Raw genomic sequence first — 16,584 nt, forward strand, 5'->3', positions numbered from 1 at the left:
AGGCCGCAGCCATGTCCGCCCCGCCCGGCCCACCCACGCTGCCCGTCACCTTCCGCCCGACCCTCACCCGAGTGATCCTGCTCACCGCCGGAGTGGCGATACTCCTGGTGATAAGCGGGGTCGCGCTGGCACTGGAGCAGCTCGGCCCGGGAGAGCGGCTCAGCTTCGTCCTGACCGGGGCGCTGATCTTCTGGGTGCTGGCCCTGCTCGCCCGGGTGAAGGTCGTCGCCGACGAGTCCGGCGTCACCGTCGTCAACATCGCCTCCAGGCGGCGCCTGGACTGGGCGGAGATCCTCCGGGTGAACCTCCGTCCGGGCGACCCCTGGGTCTTCCTCGACCTCAGCGACGGCACCAGCCTGCCCGCGCTCGGCATCCAGCCCGGCATCGCCAAGCAGCGCGCCATCGCCGACGCGCGTGCCCTGCGGGCGCTCGCCGAGGCCCGGGCCGGCCGGGACTCGGAGCGACATCAGGGCTGACTTCGGGTCGTCCACCCTTGCCGCGGCGGCCGATGTCCTGATTAATCTGGTGGGCGGAGGAGTTCCCCTTGTGCCTCCGCCCCCGCTGCGCCGCCCGGTGCACAGGGGTTCCTGCTACCCGAGGAGTGACTCCCTCCGGCGATGGACGGATCGTCCTGTAGTACCTGCGCCGCCCCCTCCCGACATACCGCGGAGGCGGCGGCATCATGACCATCCCCCTGCTGCTCCTCGCAGCCGCATTCCTGCTGATCCTCGCCAACGGCTTCTTCGTGGCGGCCGAGTTCGGCCTGGTCACGGTCGAGCGGCCGGACGCCGAGAAGGCCGCGGCCGAGGGCGACAGACGCGCCCACAAGGTCGTCGAGTCGCTCAAGGAGCTGTCCTTCCAGCTCTCCGGCACTCAGCTCGGCATCACCATCACCTCCCTGGTCGTCGGCATGCTTGCCGAACCGGCCCTCGCCCGGCTGCTGAGCGGCCCGGTCACCGCGCTCGGCATCCCCGCCGGCGCCGCCTCCGGCGTCGCCGTGGTCGTCGGCATGCTGCTCGCCTCCGCGATCCAGATGGTGATCGGCGAACTAGTACCGAAGAACTGGGCGGTGTCCAAGCCGTTGCAGGTCGCGCGGTTCGTCGCGGGCCCGCAGCACCTCTTCGCCCGGCTGCTGCGCCCGGTGATCGCCACGCTCAACGCGGTCGCCAACCGGCTGGTGAGCTCCCTCGGCGTCGAACCCGCCGAGGAACTGGCCTCCGCCCGCACCCCCGGCGAGCTGGTCTCCCTGGCCCGGCACTCCGCCCGGGCGGGCGCCCTGGAACAGGACACGGCCGACCTGTTCGTGCGGACCCTGTCGCTGGGCGAGCTGACCGCACAGCACGTCATGACCCCGCGGGTGAAGGTCAGCGCGCTCCAGTCCTCGGCCACCGCCGAGGACGTCGTCAACCTCACCCGGGCCACCGGGCTGTCCCGCTTCCCCGTCTACCGGGAGAAGATCGACGAGATCGTGGGCATGGCCCACCTCAAGGACGCCCTGGCGGTCCCGCCGCCCGAGCGGCTGCGCACCCCGGTCGGCCGGATCGCCCACAAGGCGCTGCTCGTCCCTGAGACCCTGCCCGTCCAGCCGCTGCTCGCCCGGCTGCGCAGCGAACAACCCATCGCGGTCGTCGTGGACGAGTACGGCGGCACGGCGGGCGTGGTCACCCTGGAGGACATCGTCGAGGAACTCGTCGGCGAGGTCCGCGACGAGCACGACGGCCAGGACGTCCCCGAACTCGCCGCAGCCCCGCCCGAGGACGGCAGGCCCGCCTGGGACGTCGACGGCAGCTGCCGCGTCGACGTCCTGCGCCGGATGGGCCTCGACGTGCCCGAGGGGCCGTACGAGACCGTCGCGGGTCTGGTCGCCGATCTGCTCGGCCGGATCCCGGCACCGGGCGACCGGGCCGAGCTGCCCGGCTGGCGGCTGTCGGTCCGCCGGGTCGGCCACTACCGGGCGGAACGGGTCCGAGTGGTGCGCACCGCCCCCGTGGCCCCGGTCGCGGAGGCGGTCCGATGAGCCTGCTGCAACTCGTCTTCGCCGCGCTGCTGGTGCTCGCCAACGGCTTCTTCGTGGGCGCCGAGTTCGCGCTGGTCTCCGTGCGCCGCAGCCAGATCGAACCGCTCGGCAGCGCGCGCGCCCGCCAGGTGCTGTACGGCCTGGAGCACCTGCCGCAGATGATGGCCGCCGCCCAGTTCGGCATCACGGTCTGCTCGCTGACCCTGGGCGCGGTCGCCGAGCCGACCGTGGCGCATCTGCTGGAGCCCGCCTTCGAGTGGATCCACCTGCCGCACGCCATGATCCACCCGCTGGGCTATGTCGTCGCCCTCGCCGCGGTGGTCTTCTGCCACCTGGTGATCGGCGAGATGGTGCCGAAGAACCTGGCGATGGCGGCGCCGAAGAAGGCCGCGCTGTGGCTCAGCCCCGGTCTGGTCGCCTTCGCCCGGGTGTGCCGGCCGATCACCGTGGCGCTCGGCGCCTGCGCCCAGGGCATCCTGCGGCTGTTCCGCGTCGAGCCCAAGGACGAGGTCGAGGCCGTCTTCACCAGCGTGCAGCTGGGCCGGCTGGTGGAGGACGCGGGACAGGCCGGTCTGCTCGACCCCGAGGAGCAGGAGCGCCTGGAGGACGCGCTGGAGCTGGGCTCGCGCCCGGTCACCGACGTGCTCCTCAAGCGCGAGTCGCTGGTGACGGTGCCCCCGTCGGTCACGCCCGGTCAGATCGTCCGGCTCACCGCGCGGACCGGCTTCTCCCGCTTCCCGGTCGCCGCGGAGACCGGTGCCTTCATGGGCTATCTGCATGTGAAGGACGTACTCGACCTGGAGGAGTCCGAGCGGGCGGTGCCGCAGCAGGTGTGGCGGCCGATGACCACGCTCCGGGCCGAACTCCCGCTGGACGACGCGCTCACGGTGATGCGGCGGGCCGCCACCCACCTGGCCCAGGTGGCCGACGCGTCCGGCCGGATCCTCGGCCTGGTCGCGCTGGAGGACGTACTGGAGCTGCTGGTCGGCGAGGTACGGGATCCCGCGCACCGGCAGGCCGCCGGGCCGAAGGTGACGGAGTCGCGGGTGAGCGGGGAACCGGAGGAGGCGCTGGCCGGGTGAGCGGGGCACCGCAGGCGACGGAGTCGCGGGGGAGCGGGGAACCGGAGAAGGCGCCGGCCGGGTGAGGCCGGGCCCGTGCCGGGCCGCGGGATCCATGGGTCACATGGCCGACGGATCCTGCGGTCCGCGCCCCGACAGCACCTCCCCGTATGCCTGCATCAGATCGGCCAGCCGCAGCGTCGCCAGATCGTTCCGGGACAGCGCACCGGGGTAGCCCGACAGCCGCAGATCCCGGTAGGCGCAGCTCTTCTCGTACAGGGTCCGCAGGAACCGTCCGTTGCCCAGCTCGTCGATCCACCCCTGGTCGACCACGTGCCCGGCGATGGACCGCAGCTCCTCCAGCGCCTCCTCGTCCCACACGTCCCCGTTCTCCGCGGCCAGCACCTCGCCGATCGCGGTGAGTTCGAGCGGCCGGTAGGAGGGGAAGTCGACGCGGGTGGTGAAGCGGGACGACAAACCGGGGTTGGCGGCCAGCAGGCGGTCCATGCCCTCGGGGTAGCCGGCCAGGATCACCACCAGGTGGTCCCGGTTGTCCTCCGCCCGCTTGAGCAGTACCTGGAGGGCCTCGTCCCCGTAGGCGTCGCCCTTGCCGTAGCCGGAGTTGGACAGCGAGTACGCCTCGTCCAGGAACAGGACGCCGCCGATCGCGGAGTCGATCAACTCGTTGGCCTTCACGGCCGTCTGGCCCAGGTACTCGCCGACCAGATCGGCCCGCTGCGCCTCCACGAGGTGGTCCCCGCCGAGCAGTCCGAGAGCGTAGAAGACGCGGCCGAGGATACGGGCGACGGTGGTCTTGCCGGTGCCCGAGGGGCCCAAGAAGATGAAGTGGCGTTTCGGCGGCTGGACCGGCAGCCCCTGGCCGGCCCGCAGCCGCGCCATGTTCAACTGCGCCGACAACGCCTTGACCTGGCGTTTCACCGGTTCCAGCCCGACCATGCGCTCCAGTTCGGCGAGTGCTTCCTCCAGCAGGGCGGGGTCGGTGGGCCCCGTGGGCAGCGCCGGTGACGGCAGCCCGGTCTTCTCCCGCACCGCCGGATCGGTCACCGACGGCAGCGGGCCGGCCGGCGGCAGGTCCGGCTCGGGAAGCCGCAGGTCGCGGCCCTCGGTGCCGAAGAAGGGGTCGAGCATGTCCGGGCCGTCCACGCTGTCCTGTCCGGCCCCGGTGAGCATGATCGCCGCGAGGTCCGCGGCGTCGTCGTATCCGTCGCCCTCGGCGATCGCGGCAAGCCGGGCCGAGGTGTCCATGAAGGCCGGGTCGACCCGGTGCACGGCCCGGTACAGGGGGAGCGCGGCGGCGCTGCGGCCCGTGCCCTCGTGGGCCCGGGCCAGCCAGTAGCGCAGCTCCTTGCGCTGCGGCTGCTCGCTGCGGCAGCGCATCAGGGCCGCCGACAGCAGCGGTTCCGCCTGGCCGTACATCTCAAGGCGGACCCGGGCCATGCCGCCGAACAGGCCCGCCTCGATGCCGAGCATGGCGTCGTCGAGCAGCGGGTCGGTGTGCCGGACGAGCTGGTCCCAGTCCTTGACGAGATAGGCGCGGCACGCGTGCAGAAAGCGGACCTGCGGGTCGGTGTCCACGGGCGGCAGAGAGGCCAGCGCCCGGTCCAGCTCCGGCACATGGCGGCCGTCGAGCCAGTGCGAGCAGTGCGCGAGCAGCAGGTCGCGCGGGCTCTCCAGCACCGGCTGCACCCACCAGCCAAGCCAGTACCAGGAGTTGAGGGAGCGGCGGTGCCGGGACCGCTGCTCCCCGAACCGGTCCCGGTGCCGGAACATCCGCAGCAGCGCGGTCGTCGTGTCGACGCGCAGCGCGTGCAGCCCGAGCCAGGCGTCCGCCATCCCGGGATCCATCCGCACCGCGGTGCGGAACTCCTCCTCCGCCTGCGGATAGGCGCCCATCGTGTAGGCGTCCACGCCTCGCAGCCAGGCGAGGTCGGCCGGGGCCTCGGGGCCCTGCGTGCCGAAGTCCATCACGTCCCCCACAAACCGTGCCCCCGTTGGTTCACCGCCGGGCGGCTGCCCGGCGGCCGCCTCTGGTCGAACCGCTGTGCCGCGGACCGGAGTTGCAGGTGCGCGAAGCAGCCGTTCGTAGGTCGCACCAGGGGCATCGTACCCGCGTGTCGGGCGCCCGCCGAAGGGTGTCGCACCGGCCGTTTGGCGAGGTGGGAGCAGATGGGGCGCACTCGGTGCGGTGACCGAGGGTGAGCGAATCGCTGCGACAGGCGTCCGGAGTGCGGGACGCGGACAGAACGAAGCCCCCGGTCACGGGGGAACAACCGGGGGCTTCGCGTCTTGGGGCGGCTGCGAACGGCCGCACATTGAGAACGTAAGTCCTGTACGGCCGCTGGGTCAAGCCGAGTTGAGGCATTCGATGAAGTTCCCACGCATGGGTCTTCACAAGTTCAGCACACGGCGGATGGTCCATCACCATGCGTGACGCCGCGCTCGGATCCGTGGGTCGCGGCGGGTCCCGGGAGCACCTCGTACCCCTCCTGTGACGGGAGCACCAACAGGTCGGCGTGGGCCCGCGAGGGGTCCTGGGCGAAGTGCCGGCGTTCCGCCTCGACCCAGCCGACCCAGAACTCCCGCTGCTCGCTCCCGTCCCGTCGGCGACCACGCCTCCAGGACTCCTCGCGCGGCAGCTCCATCCACAGCAGTCGTGCCAGATACGGCCGCAGCGCCCGGCGGCCCGCCCCTACGCCCTCGACGAGGACCACGGGCGCGGCCGGCAGCGGGCGGGGCGGTCCGAAGGAGCGCGCCCGCCAGTCGTAGGGCGCGTACGCCGCGCTCCCGCCCCGGGCCAGCGGTTCGATCACCTGGGTCAGCAGCCGTCCGGTCCAGTCGAACAACGCGTCGTGGCTGGCGATGTCGTCGAGGTGCAGCACCGGCGCCCCGCCCAGCGCGGCGGCCAACTTCCCCGCGAACGTGGACTTTCCCGAGCCGGCGTGGCCGTCGACGCCGATCAGCCGGACCGGACCGCAGGAGGGCGGCAGTCCGCGCAACCGGGAGGCGAGCTGGTGAATGACGGTTCCTGGAGGTGGGGGACGGGTTTCCGGGGCCATCGTAGTGGCGCCCGCGGCGGGCCGTTCCCGGCGGCCGGCTCCAGTGGACGAGACCAATAATCATGGGCGTGGCATGGGCCGAAGTGCTGGCAGGGGCATGCCGCCTGATCCATAGTTGGCGCACAACCGCACGGCGATCGAGCCGACGGGCGGCACCGCCCGGAGCCGGACCGCCGTGGACCGGACCCGTCCCGACTCGGACACCTGGGGGTACTTCCGCCCATGAGCAGAGCCGAACAGCCGTCCCGCAGAACTGTCCTGACCGCCGCCGTCGTCGCGGCGGTGGCCTCCGGCGCGGTGGTCTCCGGCACCGGGCCGGCGGATGCCGCGACCGTCTCCGACGCCGACGAACCGGGACCCGCCCGTCCCGTCGACAACCGGTTCTGGACCCGGTATCCCGACTGGCGCCGCGGCGACGCGGAGGGCGTCAGGGTCGTCGCGGGCGTCCGCCCCGGCGTGCTGATCGCCGCCCCCGTGGGCACCACCGAGTACCAGGACCCGCACACCGGCACCACCGCCGCCTGGGAGTACGCCACCTGGACCTCCCCGGTCCACCGCCTCGCCGTCCCGTCCACCGAGGCGATCGCCTCCTGGAACGCGCACACCCCGGACGGCACCTGGATCCAGGTCGAGCTGCGCGGGACGTACTCCGACGGCACGGACACCCCCTGGTATGTGATGGGCCGCTGGGCGGCCGGCGACCAGGACATCAAACGGACCTCCGTGGACGGCCAGTCCGACGGCAGGAGCAGCATCTCGACCGACACCTTCGCCATCGACGACGCCGCCTCGGGCCTGCGCCTGGTGTCGTACCGGCTGCGGCTCACCCTCTACCGCAGGCCCGGCTCCGGGCTGACCCCCATCGTGTGGCGGCTCGGCGCGATGGGCTCCGACATCCCCGACCGCTTCACCGTCCCGGCCGCCCCGCCCCGCATCGCCCGGGAGTTGATCGTCCCGCGGTACTCGCAGGAGGTGCACGCGGGCCAGTACCCGGAGTACGACAACGGCGGCGAGGCTTGGTGCAGCCCCACCTCCACGCAGATGATCGTCGAGTACTGGGGCGGCCGGCTCACCCCCGAGCAGCTGTCCTGGGTCGACCCGTCCTACGCCGATCCGCAGGTGGACCACGCCGCCCGGTACACCTACGACCACCAGTACCGGGGCTGCGGCAACTGGCCGTTCAACGCCGCCTACGCGGCCACCTTCGCGGGTCTGCAGAGCGTGGTCACCCGGCTCGGCTCGCTCACCGACCTGGAGCGGCTGATCGCGGCCCGCATCCCGGTCATCACGTCCCAGTCGTTCCTCAAGACCGAGCTGACCGGGGCCGGGTACGGCACCTCCGGCCATCTGATGACGGTGATCGGCTTCACCGCCGAGGGCGATGTGATCGCCAACGACCCGGCCTCGCCGAGCAACGAGGCGGTCCGCCGCGTCTACCTCCGGCGGGAGTGGGAGTCGATCTGGCTCAGGACCAAGCGCTACAACGCCGGTGGCGCCGTGGTCTCGGGCACCGGCGGCGTCTGCTACCTCTTCTTCCCGGCGCATCCGACGCCGCGCCAGCGCAGGGCGCTCGCGGCGGTGCGCGTGCGCTGAGGCGGGCGGGCGGACGGGCGGGCGGCACGACCCCGGGCCAGGGCCAGGGGCCGTGCGCCTGTGACCAACCTCTCCGCCGCACGGGCCGCGGGCGGTGGCATGGTGGACAGCACGGTGGGGGGATCCATCCAGCGCAGCCGACCCCAGTGAGACGCCATGACCGCACACTCAGCCACCGCCGCCCGCACCCGCACCGGCGGCCCCCGGGACGACGGCCCGAAGATCGCCGAGCATGTCCTGGGCTGGACCCTGGTCCTGGTCGTGGCGATGCTCGTGACTCAGCTGGGGCTGCTGTGACGTTCTGACATACTGCGGAGGTCCCGCAGCCCGCTGAGACCAGGGTCCGAATTGCCTATCGACCAACAGCCCGCCGTGCCCCGGCCGCGGGCGCGCGGCACCGAGCGTTCGCTGGCGCGCCGGGCGGAACTCATCGCCATCGGGCGGAAGTTGTTCGCCGACACCTCCTACGACGCGCTCTCCATGGACGACATCGCCCGGCAGGCACATGTCGCCAAGGGGCTGATCTACTACTACTTCCAGTCGAAGCGCGGCTACTACCTGGCGATCATCGAGGACTCCGTCGCCGACCTGGTCACCTACGCGGCGAGCGGCCTGGAACTGCCGACCGTGGACCGCGTGCACCGCACCATCGACGGCTATCTGCACTACGCCGAGCACCACCAGGCCGCCTTTCGCACCATCGTCACCGGCGGCGTCGGCTTCGACGCCGAGGTGCACGCCATCCGGGACGGTGTGCGCGCGGCGATCGTCATGACCATCGCGGAGGGCGCGTACGGCCGCGGGGACATCGCGCCGCTGGCCCGCATGGGGCTGCTCGCCTGGGTGTGCAGCGTCGAGGGCGCCACCCTCGACTGGATCGCCCGCCCCGAGCTGTCCCGCGACGTCATGTGCCGACTGCTGGTGAAGACGCTCGGCGGAGCCCTGCGCGCCATCGAGGAGCTGGACCCCGGCTATCCGGCGCCGCCGCCCGCCCGCCGCGACGACTGAGGCGGGACGCGGGCCGCACGGCCCCGCCCCGCCCCGCACGCTCCGCCGGGTCTAGTCGACGGCCTTGATCAGCTCGCCGTTCGCGGTGTCCCCGCTCAGCTCCCACAAGAAGGTGCCGCCCAGTCCCCGCTGGTTCTTGTACGTCATCTTGGCGGCGATGGTCGACGAAGTGTCGTAGCTCCACCAGTCGTTGCCGCACCTGGCGTACGCGGTGCCGCCCACCGTGCCGGTCGCCGGGCACTTGGTCTTGAGGACCTTGTAGTCGTCGATGCCCTGCTCATAGGTCCCGGCCGCCGGGCCGGTGGCCGTGCCGCCCGGGGCGGTCTGGGTGACGCCGGTCCAGCCACGGCCGTAGAAGCCGATGCCGAGCAGCAGCTTGGCGGCCGGGATGCCGAGACCGGTCAGTCTGGTGACCGTCGCCGAGGCGTGGAAGTCGGCCTTCGGGATGCCGGGGTAGGAGGTCAGCGGCGAGTGCGGGGCCGTCGGGCCGGTCGCGTCCCAGGCGCCGAAGAAGTCGTAGGTCATCGGGCTGTACCAGTCGACGTACTGCGCCGCGCCCGCGTAGTCCGCCGCGTCGATCCTGCCGCCGCTCGTGGCGTCGGCGGTGATCGCCGCGGTCACCAGGCCGCCGGAGCCGAACCTCGCGCGCAGCGCCGCCATGATGGTCCTGAAGGCGTCCCGGCCGCTGGTGTCGCAGGTGTTGCCGCAGGCGTTCGGGTACTCCCAGTCGATGTCGATGCCGTCGAAGACGCCCGCCCACTTGGAGTTGTTCACCAGGTCGTAGCAGGACTGGGCGAACGCGGCGGGGTTCTTCGCGGCCTCGCCGAACCCGCCGGACCAGGTCCAGCCGCCGAAGGACCACAGGATCTTCAGGTTCGGGTGCTTCTGCTTCAGCTTGAGCAACTGGTTGAAGTTGCCGCGCAGCGGCTGGTCCCAGGTGTCCGCGACGCCGTCCACGGAGTCCGCGGCGGGGTAGGCGCGGTCGGTCGCGGCGTAGGAGTCGCCCAGCGCGCACTTGCCGCCGGTGACATTGCCGAAGGCGTAGTTGATGTGGGTCAGCCGGGCGGCCGAGCCGGAGGTCTCGATGTTCTTGACGTGGTACTTGCGGTCGTAGGTGCCCCATTCGGTGAAGTAGCCGACGACCTTGGAGCCCGCGGCGGCCGCCGCGGGCGTGGTGGGGGAGGCGGCCGTGGCGGTGCTCGCGCCGGCCGGCAGTCCGGCGCCGAGGACGGCGCAACACGCGGCGGACAGCAGCGCCCGCAGGGGGCGGCGGGAACGGTGGGACATATGCATCGGTGTGTCTCCTCGTGGGGGAGAGGGGAACGCGCGCCGATTGGCATGAACGCGGTCAAGCGGTGCTGCGGGAGACTAGGAGGACTAGACCAGTCGGGTCAATGGTTCGGACCAATTTCGGGGGCAGGGGCCGGTCAAGCGTTTCCTGAAGTAAGCGGTCGTTAACTGGTGACTGGAGGGTGCCGATCGGGCATACTCACAGCGCACAGCCGCTGGTCAGCCGCTTCCGCGACCCGGGAGCGCGCGCCTCGGCCGGAATGGGACACAGGCGGCGCCGCCCCACCCACGGCGTACGTCCGCCGATGCGTCCGACACAGGGAGGAGACCGTCGACATGCCCGACCGCGCCCCTCAGCCGGTGGAGCGTCAGCTGCCCACGGACGAGGCCAGGGACCTGATCTCGCTCGTCCGTGAGATCGCACACCGCGAGATCGCCCCGCGGGCGGCCGAGGAGGAGGACGCCGGACGCTTCCCGCGCGAGGTCTTCACCCTGCTCTCCGAGTCCGGGCTGCTCGGCCTGCCCTACGACTCCGAGTACGGCGGCGGCGACCAGCCGTACGAGGTCTACCTCCAGGTCCTGGAGGAGCTGGCCGCGGCCCGGCTCACCGTCGGCCTCGGGGTGAGCGTGCACACCCTGGCCGCCTTCGCGCTCGCCGCCAGCGGCACCAAGGAGCAGCGGGCCGAGTACCTGCCCGCCATGCTCGGCGGAGGACTGCTCGGCGCCTACTGCCTCTCCGAGCCGTCCTCCGGCTCGGACGCCGCCTCCCTGCGCACGAAGGCGGTGCGCGAGGATCGGGGCACCTCCCGCGCGAGCGGAGCCGAGCGCGGCGGAGACTGGGTGATCACCGGCACCAAGGCATGGATCACCCACGGCGGGGTCGCCGACTTCTACACCGTGCTGGCCCGCACCGGCGAGGACGGCCCGCGCGGGATCACCGCCTTCCTGGTGCCAGGCGACGCCGAGGGCCTGAGCGCGGCGGCGCCGGAGAAGAAGATGGGCATGAAGGGCTCGCCCACCGCGCAGGTCCACTTCGACGGTGTGCGCGTGTCCGACGCGCGGCGGATCGGCGAGGAGGGGCAGGGCTTCGGCATCGCGCTGTCCGCGCTCGACTCCGGGCGGCTCGGCATCGCGGCCTGCGCGATCGGCCTGGCCCAGGCGGCGCTGGACGAGGCCGTCGCCTATGCCACCGGCCGCAGGCAGTTCGGGCGGCCCGTCTCCGACTTCCAGGGACTGCGCTTCATGCTCGCCGACATGGCCACCCAGATCGAGGCGGGCCGGGCCCTGTATCTGACCGCCGCCCGGCTGCGCGACGCGGGGCGCCCGTTCGCCAAGCAGGCGGCCATGGCCAAACTGCACTGCACCGACACCGCGATGCGGGTGACCACCGACGCCGTACAGGTCCTCGGCGGGTACGGCTACACCGCCGACTTCCCGGTGGAGCGCTACATGCGCGAGGCCAAGGTCCTGCAGATAGTCGAGGGCACCAACCAGATCCAGCGGATGGTCATCGCCCGTCACCTCGCGGGGCCCGAGAGTCACTGATCCGGCCCAGGGCGCCCGGCAGGGCCGCCAGCCGCACCCACTCCGGGTCGTGGCGGCCCGGCAGGGTGCGGCCTCGGTCGGCCCAGGCTCGCAGCAGATCGCGGTAGATGGGCGGGTCCTGGGGCTGCGGCGGAGGAACCGATTCCGCGGGCCGGTGGACGAAGAGGCGACGCCGGGTGGGCGCCGATTGCGTGAGGGACATGCCTGGGCAACGCGGATGCGGCCGGACAGGTCACCGGGCGTCGGATTCGAGCGTGAGTTCAACCGCGTCCGGTCCCGCCCCGGCCTCTCCGGAGAACCGACACGGCGTCATCTCCGTGGCCTTGAGGGTGATGTCGTGGCCGACCGTCCCGTACCGCTCGACAAGCACCCCGTGCATCAGGTGCCCGCGGCCCTGCTCACCCGCCGGTCACAGCCTGGCCGCGCACCAGGAGCCCGGTGCCACCACGACCAAGTTCCCCTGGACAAGGGCCGGTTGCTCGTACTGCCAGGCGAGGGCGGCTGGCGGCGGCCGGGGGGAGCTGCCCAACGCGCGTACCGCGCCCGGGACTGCACCTCGATCACTCTTCGAGGCCCGTCGCCGACTTCGACCTCGTCGCCGTCCTCGACCGGGAGGTGGCGGCGCTCGCCCCGTGCGAAGTGCATGCCGCGCATCACCTACCGGCGGCCGCACATCAGGGAAGCTGCTCTGTCGACGGACCCGGATCCACCGCTCCCGCGCCGGGCCGGCCTGTGCGCCCTGGTGCAGGGCGGACAGCGGACTTGAGAGAACCGGCTCAGGCGGCCAGGTGGCGCAGCACCGGCATGCCCATCGGGCGCGAGCCCGGACCGCCGACGTGTGAGAAGGGCTGCGTACGCCAGTTCAGACCCTGGGGCAGCGTGAGCAGAAGGGCGGTGTCCTGCTCCTGGGGCGCGAACGACTCGTCCGCGGAGCGGGCCTCGGTGGCCGAACGGCCCGTGCCCGCACACACCGTGAGACCGAACGGGTTCCACGGCGAGGCGCACAGCGCGTGCTCCGGGAGGATGTCCTCGTCCGCCAGCAGGGCGATGGGCTGCGCGCAGTCCGGGCAGATCACCCGGTACATCTCGAAGGTGTCGTAGGCGTCGAGTTCCTCGCTGCCGTAGGCGTCGGGTTCGACGCCCTCCGGCTGCGGCTCGACCACCGGCTGCTGCCGCTTGGACGTGGTACGACCAGGGCGCTTAAGACTCTGCATGGGATTCTCCCCCTCGGGCTGGGCCGTGAAGGCGCTGCGGCCTCGACCACAGCAAGCACTTCCCGTCCGCCCTCGGCGGTAATCACGAGAACATCACGGAGCCCGTCCGGAGGGTGTGTCGTTCGTCACATGCCGTTCGCAGGTGCCCGGTGCGGCGCATTTGTCCCTCCATGGACCCCCGGTCGGCCGTCCGGGACATCACAAACCGGCTATGACCTGGGTTGCCCGGGTATCCGAGGAGATCAAGCGCACTGTAGGTTTTGGCGCCATGGAGGAGCTGGACCGACAGATCGTGCAGCTGCTCGTCAAGGACGGGCGGATGAGCTACACCGACCTGGGCAAGGCCACGGGCCTGTCCACGTCGGCCGTGCACCAGCGGGTGCGCCGGCTGGAACAGCGCGGTGTCATCCGCGGCTACGCCGCGGTCGTCGACCCCGAGGCCGTGGGGCTGCCCATGACGGCCTTCATCTCCGTGAAACCGTTCGACCCCAGCGCGCCCGACGACATCGCGGACCGCCTCGCCGGCGTCCCCGAGATCGAGGCATGCCACAGCGTCGCAGGCGACGAGAACTACATCCTCAAGGTGCGCGTGGCCACACCGCACGAACTGGAGGAGCTGCTGGCCCGGCTGCGGACGCTGGCGGGCGTGTCCACGCGCACGACGGTGGTGCTGTCGACGCCCTACGAGGCCCGGCCGCCGAGGATCTGAACCGCCGCGCCCCAGAGCCGGCGCGCCCCGGGCCGCATGGCCCTGGCCGGTGTGCCCCGACGCCGCCCCCGGTGCCGGGGGTCCCGTGCCGCGCGAGAGACTGTGGGGCATGAACGAGCGCCCCGCCGACCCGAAGACCGTTCTCCTGCGCCGCGGAGAAGTGCACAGCCCCGCCGACCCGTTCGCGACCGCGATGGTCGTGGAGCGCGGCCAGGTCGCCTGGGTCGGTTCCGAGGGCGCCGCCGACGCCTTCGCGGACGGCGTCGACGAGGTGGTCGACCTGGACGGCGCCCTGGTCACCCCGGCCTTCACCGACGCCCATGTGCACACCACCGCCACCGGCCTGGCCCGCACCGGCCTCGACCTGTCCGCCGTTCCCACCCGCGAGGCCGCGCTGGACCTCGTACGGGACTTCGCCGCCGCCCGTCCCGGCGACCGGGTGCTGCTCGGGCACGGCTGGGACGCCGCCCGCTGGCCCGACGGCCGGCCCCCGACCCGCGCGGAGCTGGACGAGGCTGTCGGCGGGCGCCCGCTGTACCTCTCCCGCATCGACGTCCACTCGGCCGTCGTGAGCACCGCCCTGCTGGACCTCCTGCCCGACGCGGCATCGCGCGAGGACGCGCCGCTCACCGGCGACGACCACCACGCCGTGCGGGCCGCCGCGTTCGCGGCCGTGACCCCCGCCCAGCGGGCCGAGGCGCAGCGGGCCGCCCTCGCGCACGCCGCCTCCCTCGGCATCGGCACCGTCCACGAGTGCGGCGGCCCGCGGATCTCCTCCGAGGACGACTTCACCGACCTGCTGCGGCTCGCCGCGAGCGAGCCCGGCCCGCGCGTCGTCGGCTACTGGGCCGAACAGGCCGACGCGGGCGTCGCGAAGGCCCGGGAGCTCGGCGCGCTCGGCGCCGCGGGCGACCTGTTCGTGGACGGCGCCCTCGGCTCCCACACCGCCTGCCTGCACCAGCCCTACGCCGACGCCGACCACACCGGCGCCGCCTACCTCGACGCCGCCGCGGTCACCGCCCATGTGATCGCCTGCACCGAGGCGGGACTCCAGGCGGGCTTCCACGCCATCGGGGACGCCGCGGTGACGGCCGTGGTCGAGGGCGTGCGGGCCGCCGCCGACAAGCTCGGCCTCACCCGCGTCCGCGCGGCCCGGCACCGGGTGGAACACGCCGAACTGCTCACCCCCGAGACCATCGCCGCCTTCGCCGAGCTGGGCCTGACCGCCTCCGTCCAACCCGCCTTCGACGCGCTGTGGGGCGGCGAGGACGGCATGTACGCGCGGCGACTCGGCCCGGAACGGGCCCGTGCGCTCAACCCGTTCGCGGCCCTGCTGCGCGCGGGCGTGCCGCTCGCCCTCGGCTCCGACAGCCCCGTCACGCCCCTCGATCCCTGGGGCACGGTCCGCGCGGCGGCCTTCCACCGCACGCCCGAGCACCGGATCTCCGTGCGCGCCGCGTTCACTGCGCATACGCGCGGCGGCTGGCGGGCCGTCGGCCGGGACGACGCGGGCGTCCTGGTGCCCGGCGCGCCCGCCGACTACGCGGTGTGGCGCACCGACGCGCTCGTCGTCCAGGCCCCCGACGACCGCGTCGCGCGCTGGTCGACCGACCCCCGCTCGGGCACCCCGGGGCTGCCCGACCTGACCCCCGGCCACGACCTGCCGGTCTGTCTGCGCACCGTGGTGGGCGGACGGGCGGTGTTCGTACGGCCGGGCGAGTGATCTCCTGGGGCGGCGTGGCGGCCATCGCCGCCCACCGCCGCGTCGCGCGACCTGCGCATCCTCCGCACGGCCCCGGGGCAGGCGGGTATCGGCGCAGGCCAGACGACTGTTGACAGCTTGCGGCCGGGGGCCGGTAGGTTCGGCCGAGTCCACCACCGGACGCCCGACCGGGGAGCTTCCGCGCACGCGTCGCAGCGCCGCTGAGTCAGGGACGGTGTGCCGCACCGGGGCACCGTCGCTGGCAGCCAGGCTCAGCGCCCGCGCCGACGAGGGAACGTTCCGGCCGGTCGGGGAGGTGCGACCCGGGTGGGGCCCGGACGCTCAGTAGACAACGGCTTTCGGTCGACCCGCAGCCAGCGGGTCCCAGGTCGGCCCGAAGGGCGCCGGGCCCCCATCCGCAGCGGGACACCCGCGCCGGGCGCACTCTTACCCCGCTCTTGCGGAATCGACACCGCCAATACGAATGACACGTCACGTCACCGCAGGCGGCGGCCATTATGGTGGACGCCTGCGTACGACATGAAGGGGCAGCAGTGAACGACGGCGACGGGACCCCCGCGGCACAGGCCGGGGTACGGCAGTTCGGTCCGCTCGGTACCGCCTTGGTGATCATCCCGACCTACAACGAGGCGGAGAACATCAAGGCGATCGTCGGCCGGGTACGTAAGGCCGTCCCCGAGGCGCACGTCCTGGTGGCGGACGACAACAGCCCCGACGGCACGGGCAAGCTCGCCGACGAACTGGCCGCGGAGGACGACCACGTCCAGGTGCTGCACCGCAAGGGCAAGGAAGGTCTGGGCGCCGCCTACCTCGCGGGCTTCCGCTGGGGCCTGGAGCACGGCTACGGAGTGCTGGTCGAGATGGACGCCGATGGCTCCCACCAGCCCGAGGAACTGCCCCGCCTGCTGACCGCGCTCAAGGGCGCCGACCTGGTGCTCGGCTCTCGCTGGGTGCCCGGCGGCCGGGTGGTGAACTGGCCCAGGAGCCGGGAGGTCATCTCCCGCGGCGGCAGCCTCTACTCGCGGCTCGCCCTCGACCTGCCGCTGCGCGACATCACCGGCGGCTACCGCGCCTTCCGCCGCGAGACCCTCGAGGGCCTCGGCCTGGGCGAGGTCGCCTCCCAGGGCTACTGCTTCCAGGTCGACCTAGCCCGCCGTGCCGTCAAGGCGGGCTTCCATGTCGTCGAGGTGCCCATCACCTTCGTCGAGCGGGAGCTGGGCGACTCCAAGATGAGCCGCGACATCCTCGTGGAGGCGCTGTGGCGGGTCACGGCGTGGGGCGTGGGCGAGCGGGTCGGCAAGATCACGGGCAAGGACAGGCCGCCCCAGGGCCGTTGACCGCGTCCCC

Annotated in this window: 15 protein-coding genes; 10 read left to right on the plus strand and 5 right to left on the minus strand. The window is 72.8% G+C overall.

The window, feature by feature from the left end:
* The first annotated feature begins 11 nt into the window (after positions 1–11).
* The 3 genes from ACWEKM_RS23355 to ACWEKM_RS23365 all read left to right on the plus strand — a co-directional run bounded on the left by ACWEKM_RS23355 (position 12) and on the right by ACWEKM_RS23365 (position 3,099).
* The gene (locus ACWEKM_RS23355) at positions 12–476 is read left to right on the plus strand and encodes a PH domain-containing protein (RefSeq protein ID WP_451623130.1); all 465 of its coding nucleotides are present in this window, start codon (positions 12–14) and stop codon (positions 474–476) included.
* A gap of 206 nt (positions 477–682) precedes the next feature.
* Positions 683–2,017, plus strand: a complete 1,335-nt coding sequence (locus tag ACWEKM_RS23360) for a hemolysin family protein (RefSeq protein WP_451623131.1) — start codon at positions 683–685, stop codon at positions 2,015–2,017.
* A complete protein-coding gene (locus tag ACWEKM_RS23365; RefSeq protein WP_451623132.1) occupies positions 2,014–3,099 on the plus strand; it encodes a hemolysin family protein in 1,086 nt (361 codons plus the stop codon). Before ACWEKM_RS23360 ends, ACWEKM_RS23365 begins: the two co-directional genes overlap by 4 nt.
* Positions 3,100–3,198: 99 nt before the next feature.
* Here the strand turns inward: ACWEKM_RS23365 and ACWEKM_RS23370 are convergent, their stop codons facing one another.
* Both ACWEKM_RS23370 and ACWEKM_RS23375 read right to left on the minus strand, forming a co-directional pair.
* Positions 3,199–5,064 (minus strand): AAA family ATPase, encoded by a 1,866-nt coding sequence (locus tag ACWEKM_RS23370; protein ID WP_451623133.1) that lies wholly within the window; start codon positions 5,062–5,064, stop codon positions 3,199–3,201.
* Positions 5,065–5,495: 431 nt separating this feature from the next.
* The gene (locus ACWEKM_RS23375; protein WP_451623134.1) at positions 5,496–6,155 is read right to left on the minus strand and encodes a uridine kinase family protein; all 660 of its coding nucleotides are present in this window, start codon (positions 6,153–6,155) and stop codon (positions 5,496–5,498) included.
* A 222-nt stretch (positions 6,156–6,377) separates the two neighbouring features.
* On the opposite strand from ACWEKM_RS23375, the gene ACWEKM_RS23380 reads away from it, so the two are divergent.
* The 3 genes from ACWEKM_RS23380 to ACWEKM_RS23390 all read left to right on the plus strand — a co-directional run bounded on the left by ACWEKM_RS23380 (position 6,378) and on the right by ACWEKM_RS23390 (position 8,756).
* The gene (locus ACWEKM_RS23380) at positions 6,378–7,748 is read left to right on the plus strand and encodes a peptidase C39 family protein (protein WP_451623135.1); all 1,371 of its coding nucleotides are present in this window, start codon (positions 6,378–6,380) and stop codon (positions 7,746–7,748) included.
* A 156-nt stretch (positions 7,749–7,904) separates the two neighbouring features.
* Positions 7,905–8,045 (plus strand): SCO1431 family membrane protein, encoded by a 141-nt coding sequence (locus ACWEKM_RS23385; RefSeq protein WP_451623136.1) that lies wholly within the window; start codon positions 7,905–7,907, stop codon positions 8,043–8,045.
* Positions 8,046–8,096: 51 nt separating this feature from the next.
* Entirely contained in the window at positions 8,097–8,756 is a 660-nt protein-coding gene (locus tag ACWEKM_RS23390) for a TetR/AcrR family transcriptional regulator (RefSeq protein WP_451623137.1), read from the plus strand.
* 51 nt (positions 8,757–8,807) lie between these two features.
* Here ACWEKM_RS23390 and ACWEKM_RS23395 read toward each other — a convergent pair whose 3' ends face one another.
* Positions 8,808–10,049: a glycoside hydrolase family 18 protein gene (locus ACWEKM_RS23395; protein WP_451623138.1), complete on the minus strand. Its 1,242-nt coding sequence runs from the start codon at positions 10,047–10,049 to the stop codon at positions 8,808–8,810.
* Positions 10,050–10,382: 333 nt separating this feature from the next.
* Here ACWEKM_RS23395 and ACWEKM_RS23400 point away from each other — a divergent pair, with 333 nt between their 5' ends.
* Positions 10,383–11,591 (plus strand): acyl-CoA dehydrogenase family protein, encoded by a 1,209-nt coding sequence (locus tag ACWEKM_RS23400; protein ID WP_451623139.1) that lies wholly within the window; start codon positions 10,383–10,385, stop codon positions 11,589–11,591.
* On the opposite strand, the gene ACWEKM_RS23405 is transcribed toward ACWEKM_RS23400, so the two are convergent.
* Positions 11,554–11,793 (minus strand): hypothetical protein, encoded by a 240-nt coding sequence (locus ACWEKM_RS23405; protein WP_451623140.1) that lies wholly within the window; start codon positions 11,791–11,793, stop codon positions 11,554–11,556. The genes ACWEKM_RS23400 and ACWEKM_RS23405 overlap by 38 nt on opposite strands.
* 574 nt (positions 11,794–12,367) lie before the next feature.
* Positions 12,368–12,805, minus strand: a complete 438-nt coding sequence (locus ACWEKM_RS23410) for a hypothetical protein (RefSeq protein WP_451623141.1) — start codon at positions 12,803–12,805, stop codon at positions 12,368–12,370.
* A gap of 268 nt (positions 12,806–13,073) precedes the next feature.
* On the opposite strand from ACWEKM_RS23410, the gene ACWEKM_RS23415 reads away from it, so the two are divergent.
* The 3 genes from ACWEKM_RS23415 to ACWEKM_RS23425 all read left to right on the plus strand — a co-directional run bounded on the left by ACWEKM_RS23415 (position 13,074) and on the right by ACWEKM_RS23425 (position 16,574).
* Complete coding sequence (locus ACWEKM_RS23415) at positions 13,074–13,514, plus strand: Lrp/AsnC family transcriptional regulator (RefSeq protein WP_121888443.1); 441 nt, start codon at positions 13,074–13,076, stop codon at positions 13,512–13,514.
* Between the two features lie 109 nt (positions 13,515–13,623).
* Positions 13,624–15,237: an amidohydrolase gene (locus tag ACWEKM_RS23420; protein ID WP_451623142.1), complete on the plus strand. Its 1,614-nt coding sequence runs from the start codon at positions 13,624–13,626 to the stop codon at positions 15,235–15,237.
* A gap of 533 nt (positions 15,238–15,770) precedes the next feature.
* Positions 15,771–16,574, plus strand: coding sequence for a polyprenol monophosphomannose synthase (locus ACWEKM_RS23425; protein WP_451623143.1), 804 nt, complete (start codon positions 15,771–15,773; stop codon positions 16,572–16,574).
* Positions 16,575–16,584: the final 10 nt, after the last annotated feature.

The sequence above is a fragment of the Streptomyces sp. NPDC004752 genome, from assembly GCF_053601275.1.

Excerpts from the sequence above, each read along its gene's own strand:
- ACWEKM_RS23355 (WP_451623130.1), top strand. The coding sequence starts at position 12 with ATGTCCGCCCCGCCCGGCCCACCCACGCTGCCCGTCACCTTCCGCCCG.
- ACWEKM_RS23360 (WP_451623131.1), top strand. The coding sequence starts at position 683 with ATGACCATCCCCCTGCTGCTCCTCGCAGCCGCATTCCTGCTGATCCTC.
- ACWEKM_RS23365 (WP_451623132.1), top strand. The coding sequence starts at position 2,014 with ATGAGCCTGCTGCAACTCGTCTTCGCCGCGCTGCTGGTGCTCGCCAAC.
- ACWEKM_RS23370 (WP_451623133.1), bottom strand. The coding sequence starts at position 5,064 with ATGGACTTCGGCACGCAGGGCCCCGAGGCCCCGGCCGACCTCGCCTGG.
- ACWEKM_RS23375 (WP_451623134.1), bottom strand. The coding sequence starts at position 6,155 with ATGGCCCCGGAAACCCGTCCCCCACCTCCAGGAACCGTCATTCACCAG.
- ACWEKM_RS23380 (WP_451623135.1), top strand. The coding sequence starts at position 6,378 with ATGAGCAGAGCCGAACAGCCGTCCCGCAGAACTGTCCTGACCGCCGCC.
- ACWEKM_RS23385 (WP_451623136.1), top strand. The coding sequence starts at position 7,905 with ATGACCGCACACTCAGCCACCGCCGCCCGCACCCGCACCGGCGGCCCC.
- ACWEKM_RS23395 (WP_451623138.1), bottom strand. The coding sequence starts at position 10,049 with ATGCATATGTCCCACCGTTCCCGCCGCCCCCTGCGGGCGCTGCTGTCC.
- ACWEKM_RS23400 (WP_451623139.1), top strand. The coding sequence starts at position 10,383 with ATGCCCGACCGCGCCCCTCAGCCGGTGGAGCGTCAGCTGCCCACGGAC.
- ACWEKM_RS23405 (WP_451623140.1), bottom strand. The coding sequence starts at position 11,793 with ATGTCCCTCACGCAATCGGCGCCCACCCGGCGTCGCCTCTTCGTCCAC.
- ACWEKM_RS23410 (WP_451623141.1), bottom strand. The coding sequence starts at position 12,805 with ATGCAGAGTCTTAAGCGCCCTGGTCGTACCACGTCCAAGCGGCAGCAG.
- ACWEKM_RS23415 (WP_121888443.1), top strand. The coding sequence starts at position 13,074 with ATGGAGGAGCTGGACCGACAGATCGTGCAGCTGCTCGTCAAGGACGGG.
- ACWEKM_RS23420 (WP_451623142.1), top strand. The coding sequence starts at position 13,624 with ATGAACGAGCGCCCCGCCGACCCGAAGACCGTTCTCCTGCGCCGCGGA.